Source organism: Streptomyces sp. NPDC017676 (assembly GCF_044329325.1).
GTDB lineage: Bacteria > Actinomycetota > Actinomycetes > Streptomycetales > Streptomycetaceae > Streptomyces.
The window spans coordinates 884,351-908,888 of the sequence record NZ_JBIRJA010000001.1 but is presented as its reverse complement, the minus strand read 5'-3'; the positions used below and the strand labels follow the sequence as shown (position 1 = coordinate 908,888).

General features: G+C 71.8%; 18 protein-coding genes. 8 read left to right on the top strand and 10 right to left on the bottom strand.

The annotated features are described in order from the left end of the window. Window positions 1-92 precede the first annotated feature (92 nt). From ACH4LD_RS04070 to ACH4LD_RS04050, 5 genes are all read right to left on the bottom strand, one after another. Entirely contained in the window at window positions 93-1,469 is a 1,377-nt protein-coding gene (locus tag ACH4LD_RS04070; protein WP_398053540.1) for an alpha-amylase family protein, read from the bottom strand. 177 nt (window positions 1,470-1,646) lie between these two features. Then, the gene (locus tag ACH4LD_RS04065; RefSeq protein WP_398053613.1) at window positions 1,647-3,383 is read right to left on the bottom strand and encodes an alpha-amylase family glycosyl hydrolase; all 1,737 of its coding nucleotides are present in this window, start codon (window positions 3,381-3,383) and stop codon (window positions 1,647-1,649) included. A 117-nt stretch (window positions 3,384-3,500) separates the two neighbouring features. Beyond that, window positions 3,501-4,406, bottom strand: coding sequence for an ABC transporter permease subunit (locus ACH4LD_RS04060; protein ID WP_132783772.1), 906 nt, complete (start codon window positions 4,404-4,406; stop codon window positions 3,501-3,503). Window positions 4,407-4,425: 19 nt separating this feature from the next. After that, window positions 4,426-5,430 (bottom strand): carbohydrate ABC transporter permease, encoded by a 1,005-nt coding sequence (locus tag ACH4LD_RS04055; protein ID WP_132783771.1) that lies wholly within the window; start codon window positions 5,428-5,430, stop codon window positions 4,426-4,428. 104 nt (window positions 5,431-5,534) lie between these two features. Beyond that, on the bottom strand, window positions 5,535-6,803 hold the full coding sequence (locus tag ACH4LD_RS04050; protein ID WP_398053539.1) for an extracellular solute-binding protein: 1,269 nt from the start codon (window positions 6,801-6,803) through the stop codon (window positions 5,535-5,537). A gap of 377 nt (window positions 6,804-7,180) precedes the next feature. On the opposite strand from ACH4LD_RS04050, the gene ACH4LD_RS04045 reads away from it, so the two are divergent. Continuing rightward, window positions 7,181-8,215, top strand: a complete 1,035-nt coding sequence (locus ACH4LD_RS04045; RefSeq protein WP_398053538.1) for a LacI family DNA-binding transcriptional regulator — start codon at window positions 7,181-7,183, stop codon at window positions 8,213-8,215. 68 nt (window positions 8,216-8,283) lie between these two features. Then, complete coding sequence (locus tag ACH4LD_RS04040) at window positions 8,284-9,144, top strand: phosphatase PAP2 family protein (protein WP_398053537.1); 861 nt, start codon at window positions 8,284-8,286, stop codon at window positions 9,142-9,144. Here the strand turns inward: ACH4LD_RS04040 and ACH4LD_RS04035 are convergent. Both ACH4LD_RS04035 and ACH4LD_RS04030 read right to left on the bottom strand, forming a co-directional pair. Further along, complete coding sequence (locus tag ACH4LD_RS04035; protein WP_398053536.1) at window positions 9,126-12,146, bottom strand: bifunctional [glutamine synthetase] adenylyltransferase/[glutamine synthetase]-adenylyl-L-tyrosine phosphorylase; 3,021 nt, start codon at window positions 12,144-12,146, stop codon at window positions 9,126-9,128. The two genes, ACH4LD_RS04040 and ACH4LD_RS04035, sit on opposite strands and share 19 nt — an antisense overlap. A gap of 531 nt (window positions 12,147-12,677) precedes the next feature. Then, window positions 12,678-13,556, bottom strand: coding sequence for a DUF72 domain-containing protein (locus tag ACH4LD_RS04030; protein ID WP_398053535.1), 879 nt, complete (start codon window positions 13,554-13,556; stop codon window positions 12,678-12,680). Between the two features lie 175 nt (window positions 13,557-13,731). Here ACH4LD_RS04030 and ACH4LD_RS04025 point away from each other — a divergent pair, with 175 nt between their 5' ends. The 4 genes from ACH4LD_RS04025 (at window position 13,732) to ACH4LD_RS04010 (ending at window position 19,424) form a co-directional block, all read left to right on the top strand. Then, window positions 13,732-14,580 carry an alkaline phosphatase family protein gene (locus ACH4LD_RS04025; protein ID WP_398053534.1) on the top strand — a complete coding sequence of 283 codons (849 nt, stop codon included), beginning with the start codon at window positions 13,732-13,734 and terminating at the stop codon, window positions 14,578-14,580. Between the two features lies 1 nt (window position 14,581). Then, complete coding sequence (locus tag ACH4LD_RS04020) at window positions 14,582-15,859, top strand: MFS transporter (protein WP_398053533.1); 1,278 nt, start codon at window positions 14,582-14,584, stop codon at window positions 15,857-15,859. Further along, complete coding sequence (locus ACH4LD_RS04015; RefSeq protein ID WP_398053532.1) at window positions 15,856-16,875, top strand: TolB family protein; 1,020 nt, start codon at window positions 15,856-15,858, stop codon at window positions 16,873-16,875. The genes ACH4LD_RS04020 and ACH4LD_RS04015 overlap by 4 nt, the downstream gene beginning before the upstream one ends. A 185-nt stretch (window positions 16,876-17,060) precedes the next feature. Continuing rightward, a complete protein-coding gene (locus tag ACH4LD_RS04010; protein ID WP_398053531.1) occupies window positions 17,061-19,424 on the top strand; it encodes an Orn/Lys/Arg decarboxylase N-terminal domain-containing protein in 2,364 nt (787 codons plus the stop codon). Between the two features lie 22 nt (window positions 19,425-19,446). On the opposite strand, the gene ACH4LD_RS04005 is transcribed toward ACH4LD_RS04010, so the two are convergent. The 3 genes from ACH4LD_RS04005 to ACH4LD_RS03995 all read right to left on the bottom strand — a co-directional run bounded on the left by ACH4LD_RS04005 (window position 19,447) and on the right by ACH4LD_RS03995 (window position 23,047). After that, complete coding sequence (locus ACH4LD_RS04005; protein WP_398053530.1) at window positions 19,447-20,796, bottom strand: MFS transporter; 1,350 nt, start codon at window positions 20,794-20,796, stop codon at window positions 19,447-19,449. Window positions 20,797-20,924: 128 nt separating this feature from the next. Next, complete coding sequence (gene glnA, locus ACH4LD_RS04000) at window positions 20,925-22,286, bottom strand: type I glutamate--ammonia ligase (protein ID WP_103811020.1); 1,362 nt, start codon at window positions 22,284-22,286, stop codon at window positions 20,925-20,927. Window positions 22,287-22,594: 308 nt separating this feature from the next. After that, window positions 22,595-23,047, bottom strand: a complete 453-nt coding sequence (locus ACH4LD_RS03995; RefSeq protein WP_398053529.1) for an RrF2 family transcriptional regulator — start codon at window positions 23,045-23,047, stop codon at window positions 22,595-22,597. A gap of 137 nt (window positions 23,048-23,184) precedes the next feature. Between ACH4LD_RS03995 and ACH4LD_RS03990 the strand changes: the two genes are divergently transcribed. Beyond that, the gene (locus ACH4LD_RS03990; RefSeq protein ID WP_398053528.1) at window positions 23,185-23,868 is read left to right on the top strand and encodes a DUF3105 domain-containing protein; all 684 of its coding nucleotides are present in this window, start codon (window positions 23,185-23,187) and stop codon (window positions 23,866-23,868) included. After that, complete coding sequence (locus tag ACH4LD_RS03985; RefSeq protein WP_398053527.1) at window positions 23,868-24,497, top strand: DUF305 domain-containing protein; 630 nt, start codon at window positions 23,868-23,870, stop codon at window positions 24,495-24,497. The genes ACH4LD_RS03990 and ACH4LD_RS03985 overlap by 1 nt, the downstream gene beginning before the upstream one ends. Window positions 24,498-24,538 lie beyond the last annotated feature (41 nt).

Sequence of the window (24,538 nt, the reverse complement as noted above, 5' to 3'; positions counted from 1 at the left end):
GGGGATGACTCCTTGCGAGGGTGACTGAGGGATTTTGCAGCAAGGGGCGTGAAACCTCCGGTAAGAGATTTCACGCTCCGTCAGGCGGGTGCTCAGCAGCTCGACTTGCCGGCGTAGAGCGCGAGGGCCGTGTTCGAGCCGAGGGTGGCGGTGAACTGTCCGCTGGAGTTCACGGTCACCGGGGTGTTGTTCTGGACGTTGCAGTACGTCCCGGCCGGGAGGGACGTCTGGTAGGTGCGGGTCAGGGACGAGGACTCGTGGTTGATCGCCACGTAGCCCTTGCTCCCCCGGCCGAACGCGATCGCGTTGTTGCCGTTGTCCCACCAGTTGGTGACCGCCTGGCCGCGGGTCGCGTTGCGGAAGGCCACCATCGACTTGATCTCCGGCCAGGCGTGCTGGCACTTCCAGCCGTCCTGCCAGCAGGCGTTCACCTGGCCGCCGTTGGGGGGACCGGCGTCGGCGTCCGACCACTCGTAGCCGGAGTTGACGTCCGGGGCGCCGTACGGCCAGGCGAGCATGAAGACGTTGGCCAGGGTGTAGTCGGCGCCGCTCTTGTAGTTCAGCGTGCTGCCGTTGCGCTCGGTGTCGTGGTTGTCGACGAAGACGCCCGCGACCGAGCTCTTCAGATAGCCCCAGCCCTCGCCGTAGTTGTTCAGGTAGGCGAGCTTCTCGCTGGTGAAGACGCGCTTGAGGTCGTAGGCGTAGCGGAACTCCTGGACGTCTCCGTTGCCGGTGTACTCGGAGGGCTGGACGGCCTCTCCCGCGCCGTAGATGACCTCCTGCTTCCAGTAGGCGGACGGGTTGGTCAGGCGGCTCTTGATGTTCGCGAGGTCGTCGGCCGGGATGTGCTTGGCCGCGTCGATGCGGAAGCCGTCGACGCCGAGGGTGAGGAGGTCGTTCAGGTAGCCGGCGATGGTCTTGCGGACGTACTCCTCGCCGGTGTCCAGGTCGGCGAGGCCGACGAGTTCGCAGTGCTGGACGTTCCAGCGGTCGGAGTAGTTCGACACCTGGGAGGTGCAGTCGTCGAAGTCGTAGACCGAGTACAGACCCGGGTAGTCGTACTTCGTGTACGACGAGCCGCCGGTGCCGGTGCCGCTGCCCGCCGACATGTGGTTGATCACGCTGTCGACGACGACCTTCACGCCGGCCGCGTGACAGGTGTTCACCATGTTCCGGAACGCCGTGCGGTCGCCGAGGCGGCCCGCGATCTTGTAGGACACGGGCTGGTACGACGTCCACCACTGCGCCCCCTGTATGTGCTCGGCGGGCGGGGAGACCTGGACGTATCCGTAGCCGGCGGGGCCGAGGGTGGTGGTGCACTCCTTGGCCACCGAGGCGTAGTTCCACTCGAAGAGGACGGCGGTGACGTCCTTGGTGCCGGGCGGGGAGGCCTCGGCGGCCGTCGGGGTCATGCCAACCAGGGCGGCGGCCGTGAGGGCGACCGCCGTGGGGAGGGTCCTGCGTGCCATGTGGGGTTCCTTCGACGTTGAAGGCAAAGGGACCGCTGAAGGCGCTTGCTGAAATCTTTCAGCAAACTTGCGGTGACGCAGATGTTAAAGGCCCGCTGGCCGAAGCGCAGCGGGCCGTTGTGAACTTGATGCAAGAACTTGTCGACGGGGCCTCAGGAGCGGCCCCGCGTCCGGGTGTCAGTCCGTCGCCGTCCACCAGACGGTGGTGTCGGCGGGCACCTTCGTCTCGCCGTCCGCCTCGGTCACCTCACCGCTGGTGAGCAGGACGCGGCCGTACGACGGGGTCGTCACCGACTCGCCCGTGGTGTTCGCGACGCACACGAAGTCGCCGCGCCGGAAGGCCAGGACGCCCTCGGGGGCCCGCAGCCACTCCACCGCCTCCCCCGCTCCGAGGTCCGGGTGGGCGCGGCGCGCGCGCAGCGCGGCCCGGTACAGCTCCAGCGTGGAGCCGGGGACACCGGTCTGCGCCGCCACGCTCAGCCCGGCCCACTCGGCGGGCTGCGGGAGCCAGCTCCCGCCGCTGCCGAAGCCGTAGGAGGAGCCCTCGCGGGTCCACGGGATCGGCACCCGGCAGCCGTCGCGGAAGCCGTCCTGGCCGGCGCCCCGGAAGTACGCCGGGTCCTGGCGCACCTCGTCGGGCAGGTCCACGACGTCCGGGAGGCCCAGTTCCTCGCCCTGGTAGACGTACGCCGAGCCGGGCAGGGCGAGCATCAGGAGGGTGGCGGCGCGGGCCCGGCGCAGGCCCAGCTCCCGGTCCCCCGCGGTGCGGATCTGGGTGCCGAGGCCGGGCGGGTTGGCGAAGCGGGTGGCGTGCCGGGTGACGTCGTGGTTGGACAGCACCCAGGTGGCGGGGGCGCCGACCGGGCGCATGGCCTCCAGGGTGCGGTCGATGACGGTCCGCAGTTCCGCCGCGTCCCACTCCGTGCCCAGGTACTGGAAGTTGAAGGCCTGGTGGAGTTCGTCGGGGCGGACGTAGTTGGCGGTGCGCTCGACGGTCGGGGTCCAGGCCTCGGCGACGAAGATCCGCCCGCCCGTCTCCCACCACCGCCCTTCTGACGAAGGCCCTTCGGGCCCCCTTTTGTCCGCGTACTCGTCGAGGATCTTGCGCCACTGGCGGTAGATCTCGTGCACGCCGTCCTGGTCGAAGAACGGCATGACATCGTTGCCCAGCAGCTTGAGCTGGTCGTGGGCGCCGAGGTCGGGCAGGCCGTCGGCCTTGACCAGGCCGTGGGCGACGTCGATGCGGAAGCCGTCCACGCCCATGTCCAGCCAGAAGCGGAGGATGGAGCGGAACTCGTCGCCGACGGCGGGGTGGTTCCAGTTGAAGTCGGGCTGCTCGGGGGCGAAGAGGTGCAGGTACCACTCGCCGGGGGTGCCGTCCGGCTCGGTCACCCGGGTCCAGGCCGGGCCGCCGAAGATGGACTCCCAGTCGTTGGGCGGGAGTTCGCCGTTCTTCCCCTTGCCGGGGCGGAAGTGGTAGCGGTCGCGGAGCGGGGAGCCGGGGCCCTCGGCGAGGGCGCGCTTGAACCACTCGTGCTGGTCGGAGGAGTGGTTCGGGACCAGGTCCACGATGATACGCAGGCCGTGCGCGTGGGCGTCGCGGATGAGCGCGTCGGCGTCCAGGAGCGAGCCGAACATCGGGTCCACGGCGCGGTAGTCGGCGACGTCGTAGCCGGCGTCGGCCTGCGGGGAGGCGTAGAAGGGGCTGAGCCACACGGCGTCGACGCCGAGGTCACGCAGATAGGGCAGACGGGAGCGTACGCCCTCCAGGTCGCCCATGCCGTCGCCGTTGCTGTCGGCGAAACTGCGCGGATAGACCTGGTAGATGACCGCGTCCCGCCACCAGTCGCGGCGGTCGGCGACGGTGGCGACGGCGGAGTGGCGGGCCGGTGCGGCAGGGTGCTGCTGGCTCATGGCGTCCTTGATACGTAACTGGGGCATGGTGGGAGGTCGATGGGTGCGGCGGCGAGGCGGGCCGCGGTGACAGCGGGGTCGGATGGGCACCGCGGCCCGCCTGGACAGTGGCGGGCGTCAGCCCTTGGTGCCGCCGGCGGTGAGACCGGTGACGAGGTTCTTCTGCACGAGGTAGAAGAACACGGTCACGGGTATCGCGATCAGCACCGCGGTGGCGGCCATGTAGTTCCACTGGGCGTCGTGCTCGCTGACGAAGGTCTGCAGGCCGACGGCGAAGGTGTACTTGGAGTCGTCCAGCAGGAAGGTGGTCGCGAAGGCGACCTCGCCGACGGCGGTGATGAAGTTGTAGAACGCGGCCACGGCCAGGCCCGGGCGGGCCAGCGGCAGGATCAGCCGGAAGAAGGTGCCGAAGGGGCTGAGCCCGTCCACCCGGCCGGCCTCGTCGATCTCGAAGGGGATGGTGTCGAAGTACCCCTTGAGCAGCCAGGCGCTGTACGGCACGGCGGTGGTGCAGTTGATGAGGATCAGCGCCCAGTAGGTGTCGATGAGGCCGAGCTCACTGAAGATCTCGTACATCGGCACGATCAGGATGGCGATCGGGAAGGCCTGCGTGAGCAGCAGGACCCACATCAGCTGCTTGTAGCCGGGGAAGCGCATCCGGGAGACCGCGTAGCCGGTGGTGGCGGCGACCAGGACACCGATGAACGTCGTGCCGAGCGCCACGATCATCGTCGACTTGAACCAGTCCAGGAACCCGGTGTGCTCCAGCACGAAGCTGTAGTTCGAGAAGCTGAACTTGCCCGCGATGTCCGCCGGGTGCAGGTAGTCCTCCTTGTCCGGGCCGAGGGACAGGTAGAACAGCCAGGCCACCGGGGCCAGGGCGATCAGGCTCGCCAGGGCGAGGCCGCCGTGCAGCAGGGCGGCGCCGGCCGGGCCGCGCTCGCCGCGCCGGCGCACCCGGCGCCGGGGCGCGGTCGCGGGGGCCGGGGCGGTCTCGGTCTTGTCCAGGGTCGTGGTGCTCATGGCGGCGGCTCCTGCGGCGTCAGACGGCGAGCTGGTCATTGCGCTTCAGCCAGCGGAAGTAGAAGGAGGTGAAGACGGTCAGGATCGACAGCAGCAGCACGCCGTACGCGGCGGACTGGGCGAAGTCGCGCGGCTGCTGGCCGAAGCCCAGCTGGTAGGCCCAGGTGACGAGGATCTGGGCGTCCGGGGCGGAGTTCTTGCCGAACAGCAGGAAGATGATGACGAACTGGTTGAAGGTCCAGATGATGCCGAGCAGCACGACGGTGGAGCTGACCGAGCGCAGGCCGGGCAGGGTGACGTGCCGGAACCGCTGCCAGGCGCTCGCGCCGTCCATCTCGGCGGCCTCGTAGAGCGAGGAGTCGATGGACTGCAGGCCGCCGAGCAGGGACAGCATCATGAACGGCACACCGCACCAGGTGTTGACCATGATCGCGGAGAACCGCTGCCAGAAGGTGTCCTCCAGCCACTCCGGCTGGGGCAGGTGGAGGGAGCCGAGGATCTGGTTGAGCACGCCGGAGTCGGCGAGCATGATCCGCCAGGAGAAGACGGTGACGAAGGTCGGCACGGCCCAGGGCAGGACGAGCAGCAGCCGGTACGCCGTACGGCCGCGCAGCTTCTGGTTGAGCATGAGCGCGAGACCGAGACCGATGCCGTAGTGCAGGGCCACGCAGGCGGCCGTCCAGAACACGGTCCACAGGAAGTGCGACCAGAACCGGTCGTACGCCGTCGGGCCGAAGAGGATGTCGTGGTAGTTGTCCAGGCCGATGAACTTGTACGTGGCGTCGATGTGGTTGACGCCGATCGTGCGCGCCGAGTTCAGGCTGTTGGCGTCGGTGAGGGTCAGGTAGAAGCCCCGGACCAGCGGGTAGCCCACGAGGACGCCGAGCACGACGACCACCGGGGCGGTCATCGCGTAGGCGTACCAGTACTTCTGGAAACCGTTTCGGACGCGCTGCCCCAGCCCGGGCCGAGGCGCGCGGTCACCGCGGCGCTTGCCGGTCGCGCGGTCGATGGCGACTGTCATGGTTCGACACCTTCAAGAAGATCAAGGGGTTGGGCCGGGCACAGGGTGGTGGCCGTCGGATCCTTCCCCCCGTTCTCGCGGAAGGATCCGACGGCCACGCGGGCTTACTTGCTGAAGCCGCTCACGAGCTTCGAGATGGCCAGCTCGGCGTTGCCCAGGCCCTTGTCCAGCGACTCCTTGCCGCTGGCGACCTTGGGCAGCTCGGTGTCGAGCGGGCCCCACAGGGAGCTGTACTCGGGCAGCGCCGGGCGGGGCTGGGCGGCGGCGAGGACGCCCTGGTAGCCGGCGATGCCCGGGTCGGCCTTGACCTTGTCGGTGTAGGCGTCGGAGCGGGTGGGCAGGGTGGAGTTCTTCAGGGCGATGGTCTCCTGGGACGGCGCCGAGGTCATGAATTTGACGAACTTCAGGGCCGCCGCCTGGTGGGCCTTGTCCGAGCCGGCGTAGACCGAGAGGTTGTGGCCGCCGGTCGGGGCGCCCGCCTTGCCGGTGGAGCCCGCCGGGACGGTGGCGATGCCGAGGTTGGACTTGTCCGCGAAGGCCGAACCCTTGTAGAAGTTCGTGATCTCCCAGGGGCCCTGGATGATCGCGGCGACCTTGCCGTTGACGAACGCGTCCTGGATGTGGGCGTAGGCGTCGGCGGTGGCGTCGGCCTTGTGCAGGCCCTTGCCGGAGAACAGGCTCAGCCAGGTGCCGTAGCCCTTCTTGGCGGCCGGCGAGTCCACGGTGATCTTCTTGGCGGCGGCGTCGACGGTGTCGGTGCCCTCGCCGTAGAGGAAGGGCTGGGCGTAGTAGGCCTGGGTGGAGCCCCAGTAGCCGTCGACCTTGGCCTTGTCCTTGATCTTGGCGGCGTCGGCCTTCAGCTCGTCCCAGGTCTTGGGGGCCTCGGTGATGCCGGCCTTCTTGAACAGGGCCTTGTTGTAGACCAGCGCGAGGGTGTCGGTGACCAGCGGCACGCCGTAGGTCTTGCCCTCGTACTGAGCCTGCTTGATCAGGTTCGGCTCGAACTTGCCCTGGTCGGCGAGGGCCTCGGTGCCGTCGAGGGGCAGGAAGAAGCCCTTCTTGGCGAAGGCGGGGGTCCAGCCGACCTCCGAGCGCAGCACGTCCGGGGCACCCTTGGCGCCGGCCGCGGTGTCGAACTTGTTCTGCGCCTGGTCGAAGGGGACGTTGACGTACTTGACCTTGATGTCCTTGTTGGCAGCCTCGAACTGCTGGATCAGGGCCTTGTACGTCGGCGCCTCATTGGTGGCGTTGGAGGTGTCCCACCAGGTGATGGTGACCGGGCCGTCCGACTTCCCGCTGTCGCTCCCGCCGCACGCCGTCGCCGTCAGGGCGAGGGACGCCACCAGCGCGGAGGCCGCTATGCCACGCCGCATGAGTTCTCCTTGAGGGTTAAGCCCGAGTGGTACAGGGGACGGTCCCGTCCGCCCCTGCGACTTGCCGACTGCGCCGTTGCCGCGGCCGGGCGACTGGGAACGTAACAGTCATGTAAGCGTTGCGAAAGACCTTGCAGAAAAAAAGTGCAAGGGGACACGATGGTTACCCCGTCGTGACCAGCCGTCGACCGCGGCGCGACCCAGTGGCGCAGGCGCTGAGCGGCGATGACGACACTTGTGCAAGACTTGCAAGCTCTTGCCACCGAGAATCCCGAGGGAGCGCGATGACGCAGCAACCCACGGCAGGCCGTACGCCCGCCCGCGCCCGGCGTCCGGCCGGTGTGCAAGGGGAGATACGACCGGTACAGTCCGGTGCCGTGACCACACGGCTTGCCGACATCGCTGCGCAGGCGGGGGTGAGCGAAGCGACCGTCAGCCGGGTCCTCAACGGGAAGCCGGGAGTCGCCGCCACCACCCGCCAGTCCGTGCTCGCCGCGCTGGACGTCCTGGGCTACGAGCGCCCGGTACGGCTGCGGCAGCGCAGCGAGGGCCTGGTGGGCCTGATCACGCCGGAGCTGGAGAACCCGATATTCCCGGCCCTGGCACAGGTCATCGGCCAGGCGCTGACCCGCCAGGGCTACACGCCGGTGCTCGCCACGCAGACCCCGGGCGGGTCGACCGAGGACGAGCTGACCGAGATGCTCGTGGACCGCGGGGTCGCCGGGATCATCTACGTCTCCGGGCTGCACGCCGACACCACCGCCGACATGCAGCGCTACGAGCGGCTGCGCGCCCAGGGCGTGCCGTACGTGCTGGTGGACGGGTTCTCGCCGAAGGTGCAGGCGCCGTTCATCTCCCCCGACGACCGGGCGGCGATGTCGCTGGCGGTCACGCACCTGGTGTCGCTGGGGCACACCCGGATCGGGCTGGCGCTCGGGCCGAAGCGGTTCGTGCCCGTACAGCGCAAGATCGAGGGCTTCGTCCGGGCGATGCAGGACCAGCTGGGGCTGGCCGCCCAGACCGTCGAGACGGAGTTGATCCAGCACTCGCTGTACACCCTGGAGGGCGGTCAGGCGGCGGCGACGGCGCTGGTCGAGCGGGACTGCACCGCGGTGGTCTGCGCCAGCGACATGATGGCGCTGGGCGCGATACGGGCGGCCCGGCAGCGGGGTCTGGAAGTGCCCCGGGACGTGTCGGTGGTCGGGTTCGACGACTCCCCGCTGATCGCCTTCACCGACCCGCCGCTGACCACGATCCGCAAGCCGGTCCCGGCGATGGGACAGGCGGCGGTGCGCACACTGCTGGAGGAGATCGGCGGGACACCGGCACCGCACAGCGAGTTCGTGTTCATGCCGGAACTGGTGGTGCGCGGTTCCACCGCTTCGGCGCCGAATGTCCTCCGTACGTCGTAGAAGGTGCGCTGCGGACCCAACCTTGGGATGATCGGCCGAGGAAGCCTTGTCTGGCAGACTCTGTGCCTATGAGTGACTCGACCGTGACAGAGCCGGAAGGTCGCGAGGAGGTGGCCGTTCCGCGGGCCGTCACGGGCGAGGTCCCACGCGGTCCGCTGGGCCGGCTGCGGCGGCCGAGACGGCCCCGGCTGTGGTTCGAGATCCTTTTGATCGCGGTGAGTTACTGGATGTACTCACTGATCCGCAACGCCGTGCCGGAGCAGCGGTCCGCCGCGCTGCGCAACGCGGACTGGATCTGGCGCGCCGAGCACGCGCTGGGCATCGCCGTCGAGCAGTCGGTCAACCACGCCGTCAACTCGGTGACTTGGCTCATCATCGGGATGAACTACTACTACGCCACACTGCACTTCGTCGTCACGCTCGGGGTGCTGGTGTGGCTGTACCGGTGGCATCCCGGCCGGTACGCGGCGACCCGGCTGGCGCTGTTCGCGACCACGGGTGTGGCCCTGGTCGGTTACTACCTGTTCCCGCTCGCCCCGCCCCGGCTGATGCGCGGCGGGCACTTCGTGGACACCGTGATGGCGCACCACACCTGGGGCTCGATGGCCTCCGGCGACCTCAAGCACATGTCGAACCAGTACGCGGCGATGCCGTCGATGCACATCGGCTGGTCGCTGTGGTGCGGGCTGACGGTCTTCGCGCTGGCGTCGGTGCCGTGGGTGCGGGTGCTGGGGCTGCTGTACCCGACGGCCACCCTGCTGGTGATCGTCGCCACCGCCAACCACTTCTGGCTGGACGCGGTGGGCGGTGTGCTCTGCCTGACCTTCGGGTTCACGGTGGCCCGGGTGTGGTACGGCAGCCTGCCGCACGCCCTGCCGCGGCTGGTCCCGGCACGGACCCCCGCGCCGGCTCAGGCCCTGTCGCCGTAGAACAGCTCCTCCACCACCGTGCGCGCCCGGCGGGTGGTACGGCGGTACGCGTCCAGCATGTCCCCCGCGTGCCCGGCGCCGTAGCCCAGGTAGCGGCCCACGGCGGCCAGCTCGCGCGGCTCGGTCGGGAAGGTGTCCCCGGCCCGGCCGCGGACCAGCATGACCGCGTTGCGCACCCGGGTGGCCAGCACCCACGCCTCGTCCAGGATCTCCGCCTCCTCCGCGGACAGCAGCCCGGCCTCGCGGGCGGCGGCCAGGGCCTGGCGGGTGCGGGTGGTGCGCAGAGCCGCCTCCTGGTGGCCGTGGCGCATCTGGAGGAGCTGGACCGTCCACTCGACGTCGGACAGGCCGCCGGGGCCGAGCTTGGTGTGCAGCTTGGGGTCGGCGCCGCGCGGCAGCCGCTCGGACTCCATGCGGGCCTTCAGCCGGCGGATCTCGCGGACCCCGTCCTCGGTGAGGCCCTTGGCGGGGTAGCGCAGCGGGTCGACCAGCTCGACGAACCGCCGGCCCAGGTCCGCGTCGCCGGCGACCGGCTCGGCCCGCAGCAGCGCCTGTGCCTCCCAGACCAGGGACCAACGGCGGTAGTACGCCTCGTACGACTTCAGGGTGCGCACCAGCGGACCCGACTTGCCCTCCGGGCGCAGATCGGCGTCGATGAGCAGCGGCGGGTCGGCGCTCGGGAGCTGGAGCAGACGGCGCATCTCGGCGACGACCTTGTTCGCGGCGGCCGACGCCTCGTGCTCGTCCACGCCGTCCTGCGGCTCGTGCACGAACAGCACGTCCGCGTCGGAGCCGTAGCCCAGTTCGTGCCCGCCGAAGCGGCCCATCCCGATGATCGCGAACCGGGTGGGCAGGGTGTCGCCCCAGCCCTCCCGGACCACCGCGCGCAGGGTGCCGGCCAGGGTCGCCTTGGTGAGGTCCGAGACGGCCGCGCCGACCCGGTCCACCAGCGCGCCCTGGTCGGCCTCGGCGGGGCTGGTCTCGGTGCCGTAGGAGCCGACGATGTCGGCGGCGGCGGTACGGAACAGCTCACGGCGGCGGACGCCACGGGCCGCGGTGACCCCCTGCGCGGCGTTCTCCGCGCGGCCCACGGCCGCCATGATCTCCTGCTCCAGCGCGGCCCGCTGCCGCGGCGCGAGGCCACCGCCGACGGCCGTGGGGCCCGCTCCGCTGCCGTCGCCCAGCAGGGCCACCGCCTCGGGGGCGCGCATCAGCAGGTCGGGGGCGAGGCGGCCCGCCGACAGGACGCGGGCCAGGTTCTCGGCCGCCGCGCCCTCGTCGCGCAGCAGGCGCAGGTACCAGGGGGTCTTGCCGAGCGCGTCGGAGACCTTGCGGAAGTTCAGCAGGCCGGCGTCCGGGTCGGCGGAGTCCGCGAACCAGCCGAGGAGGACCGGCAGGAGGGTGCGCTGGATCGCCGCCTTGCGGCTCACACCGGAGGCCAGGGCCTCCAGGTGGCGCAGGGCGGCGGCCGGGTCGGCGTAGCCGAGCGCGACCAGGCGTTCGCGGGCCGCCTCCGGGCGCAGCCGGGCCTCGCCGGGGGCCAGTTGGGCGACCGCGTCGAGCAGCGGGCGGTAGAACAGCTTCTCGTGCAGCCGGCGCACGACGCCGGTGTGCCGCCTCCACTCACGGTTCAGCTCGGCCACCGGGTCGGCGCGCAGGCCCAGGGAACGCCCGAGGCGGCGCAGGTCCGGCTCCGCCTCGGGCACGAGGTGGGTGCGGCGCAGGCGGTAGAGCTGGATGCGGTGCTCCATGGAGCGCAGGAAGCGGTACGCCTCGTCCAGGCGGGCGGCGTCCTCGCGGCCGACGTAGCCGCCCGCGGCGAGCGCCGCCAAGGCGTCCAGGGTGGTGCCGCTGCGCAGGGCGGGGTCGGTGCGGCCGTGCACCAACTGGAGGAGCTGGACGGCGAACTCGACGTCGCGCAGGCCGCCGGGGCCCAGCTTGAGCTCGCGGTCGATCTCGGCCGCGGGGATGTTCTCCACGACGCGGCGGCGCATCTTCTGCACGTCCGCCACGAAGTTCTCGCGGTCCGCCGCCTTCCAGACGAGGGGTTCGAGGGCGTCGAGGTACGCCTGGCCGAGCGCCGCGTCCCCGGCCACCGGGCGGGCCTTGAGCAGGGCCTGGAACTCCCAGGTCTTCGCCCAGCGTTGGTAGTAGGCGAGGTGGCTGCTGAGGGTGCGCACCAGGGGGCCGTTGCGGCCCTCGGGGCGGAGGTTGGCGTCCACCGGCCAGATGGAGCCCTCGACGGTGGTCTCGGAGCAGATCCGCATCAGGTGCGAGGCGAGTTTCGTCGCGGCCTTCAGCGCCTGGGGTTCGGGGGTGCCCTCGGCCGGTTCCGCCACGAAGATCACGTCCACGTCGGAGACGTAGTTCAGCTCGTGGCCGCCGCACTTGCCCATCGCGATCACCGCGAGACGGCAGGCGGCGGCGTCCTCGGGGGCCGCGCGTTCGGCCAGGGACAGGGCCGCGCGGAGGGTGGCGGTGGCCAGGTCGGCGAGCTCCGCGGCCGCCTGGGCGACGTCCGTGGTGCCGCAGACGTCGCGGGCGGCGATGGAGAGCAGGCAGCGGCGGTAGGCGACGCGGAGCGAGACCGGGTCGGTGGCCTCCGCCAGGCCGCGCTCGAACTCCGCGACGCCCGGGTGGAGGTCGTGCGGCTCGTAGGTGACCAGGGCGTGCCAGTCGCCGGGGTGGCGGGCGAGGTGGTCGGCGAGGGCCGCGGAGGCGCCGAGGATGCCGAGCAGGCGGTCGCGCAGCGGCTTGGCCGCGATGAGGGTGTCCAGCAGTTCCCGGTGGGCGGTGGGGGTGGGCTGGGCCTCCAGGAGCCGGACCAGGCCGTGCAGGGCGAGGTCGGGGTCGGCGGTGGCCCCGAGGGCTTCGAGGAGGACGGGGTCGTTGCGCACGGGGGCCAGTTCGGGGCCGTCGAGGAGGCGTTCGGCGGCGGACGGATCGGTGAAGCCGTGCCGCAGCAGACGGGTGAAAGTGCTGCTTCTGCGCCCCGGCGTCATGTCCGTGGTCTCCCCTCGGATCCGCTGTCGTCCTGGCCAGAGCCTAACCGGAGGGGGTGCCGTCCGGCGGTTGGGGGCGAGGGGGCGGAAGCCGCGCCTATGGGCGCCGCCGCCCTCTGTCCGGGAGCCCCGTCCGTAGGGGCCCAGCCCCCGCCCCGGTACACCCCGATGCCTGCGGCACCGCCGCCCTGGCGGGCGCCACCAGCCCAGTACCGGCGGCCCGTCCGCGCCGGGCTGCCGGCCCTGTGCCCACGACGGCCCGTCCGCGCCGGGCTGCCGGCCCTGTGCCTGCGGCGGCCCGTCTGGGTGAGTCGTGGCTCGGGTCGCGCCTGCGGTGGGGTGGGGGTCGGGGCCGCGCCGGGTGGTGTCCGTCCTCGGTCCGGCGGACTGTTGCTCGTGCGGTGCCGGGGTTTTCGCCGGCCGCTGCGGGCGGACACCACCCGACACGTCCCCTTCCCGCCGTGCGCGAGTGCGGGCCGTCGCGGGTTCCCGCGCACGGCCCGTGCGGGTGCGGGCCGTACGCGGAACCTGTCACGCCGTGTACGGGTGCGGGGCGGGGCGGCGCTGTTGGTGTGGGAGTGCCGTCGCCAGCAGGTCGTGCAGGGTCTGGGCCGCCCTCGGGGCCGCGTCTCCGCAGCAGTTGTTGAAGAGGATGTGCACCTCTTCGGCGTGGGCGGCCGTCTGCCGGATGGGGGGCAGCCAGGCCGAGAGTTCCTGTTCGGTGTACGCGTGGCGGAAGCGGTCCTCCTTCGTGCCCCTTCCCCAGTGCGGGCTGCGGCCGTGGAAGCGGATCAGGTGCAGGTGGGGGGTGGTGACGGGGGCGGGCGGCGGGGCGTCGGGGGTGTCGGTGGCCACCGCCGTCGCGTTCAGGTCCCCGAGGAACGCCGCCGTACGGTCCGCCCGGTCGGGGTGCCACCAGGCGGGGTCGCGGAACTCCACGGCGAACGGCCAGTCGTGGGCGCGTTCGCGGGCCGTGCGGATGAAGGCCTCGGCCTCCGGGCCGGGGGTGAGGGAGGGCGGGTACTGGAAGAGGAGGGTGCCCAGGCGGCCGGCGTCGCGGAGGGGGGCCAGCGCTTCGGCGTAGCGGGTCCAGACCTCCGTGCGCAGGGCCTCGTCGTGCGGGTGGCCGCGCAGGTCCGGGGGGAGGGTGGCGGGGCGGGTGCGGTGGCCGGTGAGCAGGGAGAACGCCTTGACGTCGAAGCGGAAGCCGGGAGGTGTGCGTTCGGCCCAGAGGGTGGCTGTGCGCGGGGCCGGCAGGGCGTAGTACGGGGAGTCCGCCTCGACGAGGGGGAAGCGCGTGGCGTAGTGGCGTAACCGCTTCTCGGCGTCCCGGTGGCCGGGTGGGTACCAGCCGCTCCGGAGCAGCGCCGGGTCGGTCCAGCCGCAGGTGCCGATGAGGATGTCCGCCATGCGGGCGTGAGTACCCGGCGTTCATCGGGTCTTCACCCGTGAGGTTGGCCGGCGTGGGCCAGGAGCACGTTGGCGTGAGCATGCTCTGTCCGCACCGCCAGCCGTCCATCCTTACCCGGAGGTTGATGTGTCCGGCAGTTCTGCTCGTTCGGCGTATCGCCGTGCCCGCGCCGTCGTGGCGTCCGCGGCCGCCCTCGCCGCGGCCGCGGTCGGGCTGTGGACCGGGCTCGGTGAGGGGTCCGCGCACGCCGCGGGCGCCGTCCCCAGCCCGGACCACGTGGTCGTCGTGGTCTTCGAGAACCATGCCTACAGCCAGGTCATCGGCTCCTCCAGCGCGCCGTACATCAACTCGCTGAAGGCGGGGGGTGCCAACCTGACCCAGTCGTACGCCGAGACCCACCCCAGCCAGCCGAACTACTTCGCGCTGTTCTCCGGGTCGACGCAGGGGATCACCGACGACAGCTGCTACACCCCGGGGTTCTCCTCGGCGCGCAACCTCGCGTCCGAGGTGATCGGCGCCGGGCGCACCTGGGCCAGCTACAACGAGACGCTGCCGAGCCAGGGCTCCACGACGTGCAGCAGCGGCAACTACGCCCGCAAGCACAACCCCTGGTTCGGCTTCAGCAACGTGCCGACCTCGACCGCGAAGACCTTCGCCCAGTTCCCCACGGACTACTCGACGCTGCCGCAGATGTCGTTCGTGGTGCCGAACCTGTGCAGCGACATGCACGACTGCTCGGTGTCCACCGGTGACACCTGGCTGAAGAACAACCTGGGCGCGTACGCGACCTGGGCCAAGACCCACAACAGCCTGCTCGTCGTCACCTTCGACGAGGACAACCGGCTCAGCGGGAACAAGATCCCGACCGTGTTCTACGGGCAGCCCGTCGCCGCCGGGTCCAGCTCCTCGACCACGTACAACCACTACGACCTGCTGCGCACCCTGGAGGACACCCAGGGCCTGACCACGCACGCGGGCAACGCGGCCTCCGCCCAGGACATCACCGGCATCTGGACGTCCTGACGTGTACGTAGCGGACAGCCGTGCGAGTACGTCCGCTCAGGGTGCCGTCCGGCCTTCGGCCGGGCGGCGCCGTGCGGCGGTCGCGCCGACCGTGCTCGCGCTGGGGACGGTGAGCCTGGTCACCGACGTCTCGTCGGAGATGGTGACGGCGGTGCTGCCGTTGTACCTGGTGACCGGCCTGGGCCTGTCGCCGCTGGGGTTCGGGCTGCTGGACGGCGTCTACAACGGGTTCTCGGCGCTCGTGCGCCTGGTGGGCGGGCACTTCGCCGACCGGGGCGGCGGGCGGCACAAGTGGGTCGCCGGGCTCGGCTACGGCATCTCGGCCGTGTGCAAGCCGCTGCTGCTGGTGGCCCACGCACTGACCCCGATCGGGCTGGTGCTCGCCGCCGACCGGACCGGGAAGGGGCTGCGCACGGCGCCCCGGGACGCGCTGATCTCGCTGGCCAGCACCCCGGAGACGCGCGGGCGGGCCTTCGGGGTGCACCGGGCGATGGACACGGCCGGGGCCCTGCTCGGGCCGCTGGTGGCGTTCCTGATCCTGCGGGCCACCGTCGACGGGTACGACGCGGTGTTCACCGTGAGCTTCTGCGTCGCCGTGCTGGGCGTCCTGGTGCTGGTGCTCTTCGTGCCGGGCGGGCGGGGTGACGCGGTCCCGGGCGGCCGCGGTGACGCGGTCGCGGCCGAACGGCCCACCATCCGGGCGGCCCTCGCCCTGCTGCGCGGCCGCGACCTGCGCCGGATCACCGTGTGCGCGCTGCTGCTCGGCCTCGCCACGGTCAGCGACTCCTTCGTCTACCTGCTGCTCCAGCGCCGGCTCGGCGTCCCCGACCGCTGGTTCGCGCTGCTGCCCCTGGGCACGGCCGCCGCCTTCCTGCTGCTGGCGGTGCCGCTCGGCCGGCTCGCGGACCGGGTGGGCCGCTGGACGGTCTTCCTGGCCGGCCACGGCGCCCTGCTCGCCGCGTACGCGCTGCTGCTCACCTCCTGGCACGGGACCGGCCTGCCGTACCTCGTGCTCGCCCTGCACGGCTGCTTCTACGCCGCCACCGACGGGGTGCTGATGGCCGCCGCCTCGGACAGCGTGCCGGAACGGCTGCGCTCCTCCGGGCTGGCCGTCGTACAGACCGGGCAGGCGCTGACCCGGTTCGCCTGCTCGCTGCTGTTCGGCGCGGCCTGGACGGTGTGGGGCGACCGGGCGGCGCTGGCGGGCGCGGCGGTGGCGCTGGCCGCGTGTGCCGCCCTCTCCCTCACCCTGCGCCCGAAGGGAACGGTGCCCGCATGACCGTACGCACCCGCGTCCTGATCCTGGTCTCGGCCGTCGCCGTGCTGGCGGCGGTCGGGCTGGCGTCGGTGCTGCACGCCTCCGCGCGGGCGGAGCGTCGTGACCACACGCAGGCCGGCGGGCCGAGCGTCGCACCGGGGACGGTGACGCTGCGCCAGTCGGGGCGGCTCGTGTTCCGCAACATGGCGTGGGGGCCGCACCGCGACGAGCTGACCAGCGTCCCGGCCTCCGCGCCGGACGCGCCGCGCACCGCGTCCGGCCTCAAGTGCCTGCGGTTCTACGCCGCTTCGGGCACCGGGGTGTGCCTCCAGGCCGTGCACGGGCCCGTCTCGGACACCTACCGCGCGCTGGTCCTGGACGCGCGCCTGCGGACCGTGGACCGCTACGACGTGCCGGGCATCCCCTCCCGCGCCCGGGTCTCCCCCACCGGGCACTTCGCCGCCTGGACGGCGTTCGTGGGCGGCGACTCGTACGCCGGGACCGACTTCTCCACGCGCGCGGCCATCGTGGACACCCGCAGCGGGAAGCTGATCCCGTCCCTCGAAGCCTTCCGGATCGTCAAGGACGGGCGTCCGTACCGGGCGGCGGACGCCAACTTCTGGGGGGTGACGTTCGCGGCCGACGACCGCACGTTCTACGCGACCCTGGCCACCAAGGGGCGGACGTACCTGGTCCGCGGTGACCTGCGCCGTCGTACGGTCACCACGCTGCACGCCAACGTGGAGTGCCCGTCCCTGTCGCCCGACGGCACCCGGATCGCGTACAAGAAGCGGGTCGCGGGGCTGCCGAAGGACGCGCCCTGGCGGCTGTACGTCCTCGACCTGCGCACGATGCGCGAGACCCCGCTCGCCGAGCCGCGCAGCGTGGACGACCAGGCGGTGTGGAAGGACACCCGCACGCTCGTGTACGCGCTGCCCGGGGACTACGGCGCCGACCTGTACGAGGTCCCGGCGGACGGCTCCGGACGGCCCCACCGGATCAGCTCGGCGGCGGTGTCACCGGCGTACCTCGGCTAGGCCCGGATCAGCTCGGCGCGGTGTCACGGCGCACCCCGGCCAGGCCCGGCGGACGTCAACGCGGCAACCCCGTTTTCCGTCATCCCGGTGGTTTGCCGTACCCGGCCGCCGTCGACGTGTCCGGTCCCGCCCGAGACTTTCCGGCGTGGTGGCCGCGTGGCCGCCGGGGAAGGCGAGGGCACGCGATGGCCGACAGCAGGATCCTGGTCGCGGTACCGCAGCATCCGCGCGCCGAGGGCGCCGGGGCCGAGCAGTTGCGCAAGATCCGGGACGCCGTGGAGGCGGACGGCTTCGAGGTGCGCTGGGCGGTCAGCGCCGAGGACGCCGAGGCGGTGCTGCGGACCGAGGCGGGCCTCGCGGCGGCCGTGGTCGCCTGGGACCTGCCCGGGGGCGGGGCACGGTGGCGGGGTGACGGTCCCGGCGCCGCGCTCGCCCCGGCGGACGGCGCCCTCGGCGGGGACCCGGGCGGGGCGGCCGTACTGCGCCGGATCGGGCGGCGGTTCCGGGACCTGCCGGTGTTCCTGGTCATGGCCGAGGAGGGCGTGCGGGAGCTGCCGCTGTGGGTGTCGGAGACCGTCGTCGGGTACGTGTGGCCGCTGGAGGACACCCCGGGATTCATCGCGGGCCGCATCACCAGCGCGGCCCGCGCCTACCGGGAGGACGTGCTGCCGCCGTTCTTCCGGGCGCTGCGGCGCTTCGACGACGCCCACGAGTACTCCTGGCACACCCCGGCCCACTCCGGTGGCGTCGCCTTCCTCAAGTCACCCGCGGGGCGCGCCTTCCACGACTACTTCGGCGAACGGCTGCTCCGCTCCGACCTGTCGATCTCGGTGGAGGAGCTGGGCTCGCTGTTCGAGCACACCGGCCCGATCGGGGAGGCGGAGCGCAACGCGGCCCGCGTCTTCGGCGCCGACCTCACCTACTTCGTGCTGCACGGCGACTCCACCTGCAACCGCCTGGTGGGCCACTTCAGCGTCACCCGTGACGAGCTGGCGCTGGTGGACCGCAACTGCCACAAGTCGGTGCTGCACGGCCTGGTGGTCTCCGGTGCCCGGCCCGTCTACCTGGTGCCCACGCGCAACGGGTACGGCCTCGCCGGGCCGCTGCCCCCGGCCGAGCTGGCCGCGGACTCGATCGCGGCCCGGATCGCCGGACACCCCTTGGCCGAGGGGGCCGCATCCCAGGAGCCGCAGTACGCGGTGTTCACCAACTCCACCTACGACGGCCTGTGTTACGCCGCCGTCCCCACCGCGCGGGCGCTCGCGGCCAGCACGCCCCGGGTGCACTTCGACGAGGCGTGGTTCGCGTACGCCCGCTTCCACCCGCTGTACCGGGGCCGGTACGGCATGTCGGTGGACGCCGACGCCTTCCCCGGCCCGGACCGGCCGACGGTCTTCGCGACCCAGTCCACGCACAAGCTGCTGGCCGCGCTGTCCCAGTCGGCGATGGTGCACGTGCGGCCCGCGCCCCGGGCGCCGGTGGAGCACGACCGGTTCAACGAGGCCCTGATGATGCACGGCACCACCTCGCCCCTGTACCCGATGATCGCCTCGCTGGACGTGGCGACGGCCATGATGGACGGCCCGCAGGGCGAGTGGCTGGTGGACGAGGCGGTGACGGAGGCGGTCCGCTTCCGGCAGGAGATGGTCCGGCTGCGCCGACGGGTGGAGAACGCCGGGGACCGGCCGCCGTGGTTCTTCGGCGTCTGGCAGCCGGAGGAGGTCACCGACCCGGCGACCGGCGAGCGCCTGCCCTTCGACGAGGCCCCGCCGGAGCTGCTGCGCACGGAGCAGTCCTGCTGGCTGCTGGAGCCGGGCGCCGCCTGGCACGGCTTCCCCGGGCTGACCGAGGGCCACTGCATGCTGGACCCGGTCAAGGTCACACTGACCTGCCCCGGCATCACCGCGACCGGGGAGATGGCCGGGGAGGGCATCCCCGCCCGCGTCCTGACCGCCTATCTGGCCACCCGGAACATCGTGGTCGAGAAGACGGACAGCTACACCACGCTGATCCTGTTCTCGATGGGCATCACGAAGGGCAAGTGGGGCACGCTGCTGGACGCCCTGATGGACTTCAAGGCGCTGTACGACGCCGACGCCCCGCTCGGCCGGGTCCTTCCCGGGGCGGTCGCCGCGCACCCTCGCCGCTACTCGGGCCTGACCCTGCGCGAGCTGTGCCGGCAGATGCACGAGCAGCTGCGCTCGGCGCGCCTGGTGGAGCTGCTGGACACCGCGTTCCAGCAGCTCCCGGAGCCGGTCCACCCGCCGCAGCACTGTTACCAGCGGCTGGTGCGGGGCGGTACCGAGCGGGTGCGGATCGCCGACGCGGCGCACCGGGTGGCGGCGGCGATGGTCACGGTCACCCCGCCCGGCATCCCGGTCCTCATGCCGGGCGAGTCCACCGGCACCCCCGACGGCCCCCTCCTGCGCTACCTCGCGGCCCTGGAGACCTTCGACCGCCACTTCCCGGGTTTCCGCAGCGAGACGCACGGGGTGACGATCGACGAGGAGAGCGGGGATTACGAGATCGAGTGCCTGCGCGACCACTGAGCCGGCCGTCGGCCCGTTGCGGTCACCGGGCCATGGTGCGGGCCGTCCTGGCGGGCACGCACCGCCACGCGACACCCGCCGCGAGCAGGTAGGCCAGGGCGCCGACCACCATGCCGAGGCGCACCCCGGAGCCGTAGCCGGCACTGGTCGCCAGCAGACTGCCGCCGAGCGCGACGCCGGTGGCGCTGCCGATCTGGCGGGTGGTGTTGAACAGGGCGGAGGCGGCTCCCGCGTACGCCCGGGGCGCGGCGCCCATCACCGTGGCGGTCGAGCCGGTCAGGGCGAAGGACGTACCGAACCCGGCGGCCGTCATCGGTGCCACCAGCAGCGGGTAGGCCGGATCGGTCCCGGCCGCGGCCCAGCCGGCCAGTCCGAGCGCGCCCAGGAGCATGCCGGAGACCACCAGCGGACGGTCTCCGGTACGGCGGGTCAGGCGCCCGGACAGGACGGAGGCGAACATGGTCACCGCGACGGCCGGGAACAACGCCAACCCGGTCCGCAGCGCGCTGAAGCCGCGCTCGTGCTGGAAGTACAGGCTGGCGGTGAACACCATGCCGTAGAAGCCGAGGTTGAACAGGAGGCCCACGAGGGCCGCTCCGCTCATCGCCGGTGAGCGCAGCAGCCGCAGCGGGAGGGCCGGAGCCCGGGCGAACCGCTCACGCGCCACGAACCCGGCCACGGCCAGGGCCGCCAGACCCAGTCCGGCGAGGACGGCGGGATCGGACCAGCCGCGCCGTCCGGCCTCGTTCAGGGCGGCGGTCAGCAGGGTCACGGCCGCCACCACGGCGGCCTGCGCCGGCCAGTCCACGGCCCGGTCCGGATGCCGCGGCGAGGGCGCGACGAACCGCGCCGTCAGGATGAGGCAGGCCGCGCCGACGGGCACATTGATGAGGAACACCCACCGCCAGCCCACGGTGGACACCAGGAGCCCGCCCAGCAGGGGCCCTGCGGAGGCGGCGATCCCCGCCATCGACCCCCACAGCCCGAAGGCGCGTGAGCGTGCCGCCGGCTCGGGGTAGGCCTCCTGGAGCAGGGCGAGCGAGCCGGGAACGATCAGCGCCGCGCCGAGCCCTTCCACCAGCCGGGCCGCGACGAGGGCCGAGGCACTGGGCGCGCCCGCGCACGCGGCCGACGACACGGTGAACAGCGCCACACCCGAGCAGAAGACCCGCCGGTTGCCCAGCCGGTCACCGAGCGCACCGCCCGTCATCAGGAACCCGGCGAGAACCAGGGTGTAGCCGTCCGTGATCCACTGGATCCCGGTGAGCGAGGCCGCCAGCTCCCGGCCCACCGCGGGCACGGCGACATTGATGATCGTGACGTCCAGGATGACCATGAAGTACCCGGCGCACACGGCGAGCAGCGGTGCCACAGGCGCATGCTAGGGCCGGGGGAAGGCCGGATCGACGACCTCGGGTGCGTGTTCACGACCGCGGGGGCCCACGGCACGCGACCGTCGCCCCCCACGGGACGTGCGGCGGAGGTCCGCCCTGACCTGCCCTACAGCACCGGCAGGTTCTTCCGCAGCTCGAACGCCGTCACCTCGGAGCGGTACTCCTCCCACTCCGACTTCTTGTTGCGCAGGAAGAAGTCGAAGACGTGCTCGCCGAGCGTCTCGGCGACCAGGTCGCTGCCCTCCATCAGGGTCAGGGCCTCGCCGAGGTTCTGCGGCAGGGGCTCGATGCCCATGGCGCGGCGTTCGGCGTTGGAGAGGGCCCAGACGTCGTCCTCGGCGCCGGGAGGCAGCTCGTAGCCCTCCTCGATGCCCTTCAGGCCGGCGGCGAGGAGGACGGCGTAGGCGAGGTAGGGGTTGGCGCCGGAGTCGATGGAGCGGACCTCGACGCGGGCCGAGCCGGTCTTGCCGGGCTTGTACATCGGGACCCGGACCAGGGCGCTGCGGTTGTTGTGGCCCCAGCAGATGTAGGAGGGGGCCTCGCCGCCGGCGCCGGCGGTGCGCTCGGAGCCGCCCCAGATCCGCTTGTAGGAGTTCACCCACTGGTTGGTGACCGCGGAGATCTCCGCCGCGTGCCGCAGCAGGCCCGCGATGAAGGAGCGGCCGACCTTGGAGAGCTGGTACTCGGCGCCGGACTCGTAGAAGGCGTTGCGGTCGCCCTCGAAGAGGGACAGGTGGGTGTGCATGCCGGAGCCGGGATGCTCGGAGAAGGGCTTCGGCATGAACGTCGCCTGCACGCCCTGCTCCAGCGCCACCTGCTTCATGACCAGCCGGAACGTCATGATGTTGTCGGCCGTGGAGAGGGCGTCCGCGTAGCGCAGGTCGATCTCCTGCTGGCCCGGGGCGCCCTCGTGGTGCGAGAACTCCACCGAGATGCCCATCGACTCCAGCATGGTGATCGCCTGGCGGCGGAAGTCCATGCCGACGTTGGTCGGGGTGTGGTCGAAGTAGCCCGAGTTGTCGGCGGGGGTCGGGCGGGAGCCGTCCAGCGGGCGGTCCTTCAGCAGGAAGAACTCGATCTCCGGGTGGGTGTAGAAGGTGAAGCCCAGGTCGGAGGTGCGGGCGAGGGCGCGCTTGAGGACGTACCGCGGGTCGGCGAAGGACGGGGAGCCGTCCGGCATGAGGATGTCGCAGAACATGCGGGCCGTGCCGGGGGCCTCCGCGCGCCACGGCAGGATCTGGAAGGTGGACGGGTCCGGCTTGGCGATCATGTCGGACTCGTAGACCCGGGCGAAGCCCTCGATGGCGGAGCCGTCGAAGCCGATGCCCTCGTCGAAGGCCTGTTCCAGCTCGGCGGGGGCCACGGCGACGGACTTGAGGAAGCCCAGCACGTCCGTGAACCACAGGCGTACGAACCGGATGTCGCGCTCCTCCAAGGTCCGGAGCACGAACTCCTGCTGCTTGTCCATCTTCCGCTTCCCATCCTTGCTGGTCAGGCCGCCTGTCCCCCGTACCACGGGAGGCGGTCGGGCACCTGAGCATCCCACCACAACACCATTTCACGCGCGTTGCGGACCTTGATCGCCCGGGCGTCCTCGCTCTGAACGCCTCCCGTACGGCAGGTGTACTGCGCTCTCGCCCCATCTTGCCTGCTCGGGCCGACATCCGTAATGGCCGGTCCGCTTCCCCCGTGACCGAAGGGGCGCGGGGAACCGCGCGACCAGCCACGACGGCGCGGCACACGCCTGACGACCTTTCGTGGCTGGTCGCGATGCGTTCAGTCCAGCCCCGGCCGCCGAGAGATCCCCAGCAGCAGCGGCCCCGTCGGATCGGCGACGAGCTCTCCGATCGTGACGGAGTCCAGCGCGGCGAAGAACGCCTCCTGAGCCCCCCGCAGAGCACCCCGCAGGCGGCAGCCGGAGCGCAGGGGGCAGGCCGGGGTGCTCTGCGTCCCCTCGCAGTCCACCACGTCGCCCTCGCCCTCGAAGGTCCGCACGACCGCGCCCACCGACGCGGTACGGCCCCGCTCCGTGAGCGCCAGCCCGCCGCCCCGCCCGCGCCGGGCGTCGACCAGGCCCAGGTGCTGGAGTTCGGCGACGACCTTCGCGGCGTGCGTGTAGGGCACGTCCATGTCGGCGGCGACCTGGCGGGTCGTGGGCGTCGCGTCGGCGACGACCGCGAGTCGCATCAGGACGCGCAGGGCCAGATCGGTGGAGCGCAGCAGCCGCATACCGCGAGGGTAGATAATGCGCATCGGCGGTTCAAAATTATCCGGTTCCTGTGCCCTACCTACGGAAGGGCGGCCCCGCCGCATTACGATCAGCGGGCCCCACCGTCCACGTCCCCTTCCCCAGAAGGACACGCCTCATGGGTTCCGGCAAGAACAGCAGCACCGCGGCGCGCAAGGCGCGCATCGAGGAGATGCGGCGCGCGGAGCGTGCCCGCGAGCGCCGCAACCGGGTGCTCACCATCGCCGCCAGCGCGGTGGTCGTCGTCGGTCTCGTCGTCGGCGGTGTGGTCCTGGTGAAGACGCAGGGCGACTCCGGCAAGGACCAGGCGACGCCCAGCGGTGACGCCAAGAACGCCGGGGACTCCGGGAAGTTCACCACCGGCGCGGACGGGGTGAAGACCTGGTCGGGCAAGCTGTCCCGGACGCACGTGACGACCAAGGTGTCGTACCCGATGCACCCGCCGGTCGGCGGCAACCACAACCCGGTCTGGCTGAACTGCAACGGCGACGTCTACACCAAGGCGGTGCCGGAGGAGAACGCCGTGCACTCGCTGGAGCACGGCGCGGTCTGGGTGACGTACACCGACAAGGCGGCCAAGGCCGATGTCGACGCGCTCGCGGCGAAGGTGAAGAAGACGCCGTACTCGCTGATGAGCCCGTACCAGAACCAGGAGGCCCCGCTGATCCTGTCGGCCTGGGGCCATCAGGTGGCGGTGAAGAGCGCGAAGGACCCGGAAGTGGACAAGTTCTTCGCCACGTACGTGCAGGGGCAGCAGACGCCCGAGCCGGGCGCCTCGTGCACCGGCGGGGTCATGAAGTGATGCGGCGGCACATCGGCTGGGTCGCCGGGGCCGCGGCGGCGGTGCTCGTCGCGGCCGGTGCGATCACCTACGCGGTCGCCGAGGAGACCGGCGGATCAGACGCGAAGACGCCGGGCGCGGACTCGGCGGACGCCGGGTTCGCCCGGGACATGGCCGTCCACCACCAGCAGGCCGTCGAGATGTCGTACATCGTGCGCGACCGCACGAAGGACGAGGAGGTACGGCGGCTCGCCTACGACATCGCGCAGACGCAGGCCAACCAGCGCGGGATGCTGCTGGGCTGGCTGGACCTGTGGAACCTGCCGAAGGTGTCGGCCGATCCGCCGATGACCTGGATGGGCATGGGCGGCATGGCCTCCGGCAAGGACGGCGCGCTGATGCCGGGGATGGCGACCGACACCGAGCTGAAGAAGCTCGGGACGCTGAACGGCAAGCAGGCGGAGATCTTCTACCTCCAGCTCATGACGGACCATCACAAGGGCGGCATCCACATGGCCGAGGGCTGTGTCGCCAAGTGCACCGTCGGCGTGGAGAAGCGGCTCGCGCAGGGCATGGTCGACGCGCAGCAGTCGGAGATCGAGCTGATGGCCGGAATGCTCAAGGAGCGGGGCGCGCAAGCCCGTTCGTAACACCGCCGTAAGGATCAAAGGGTCAAATCACCCTCCGTGGC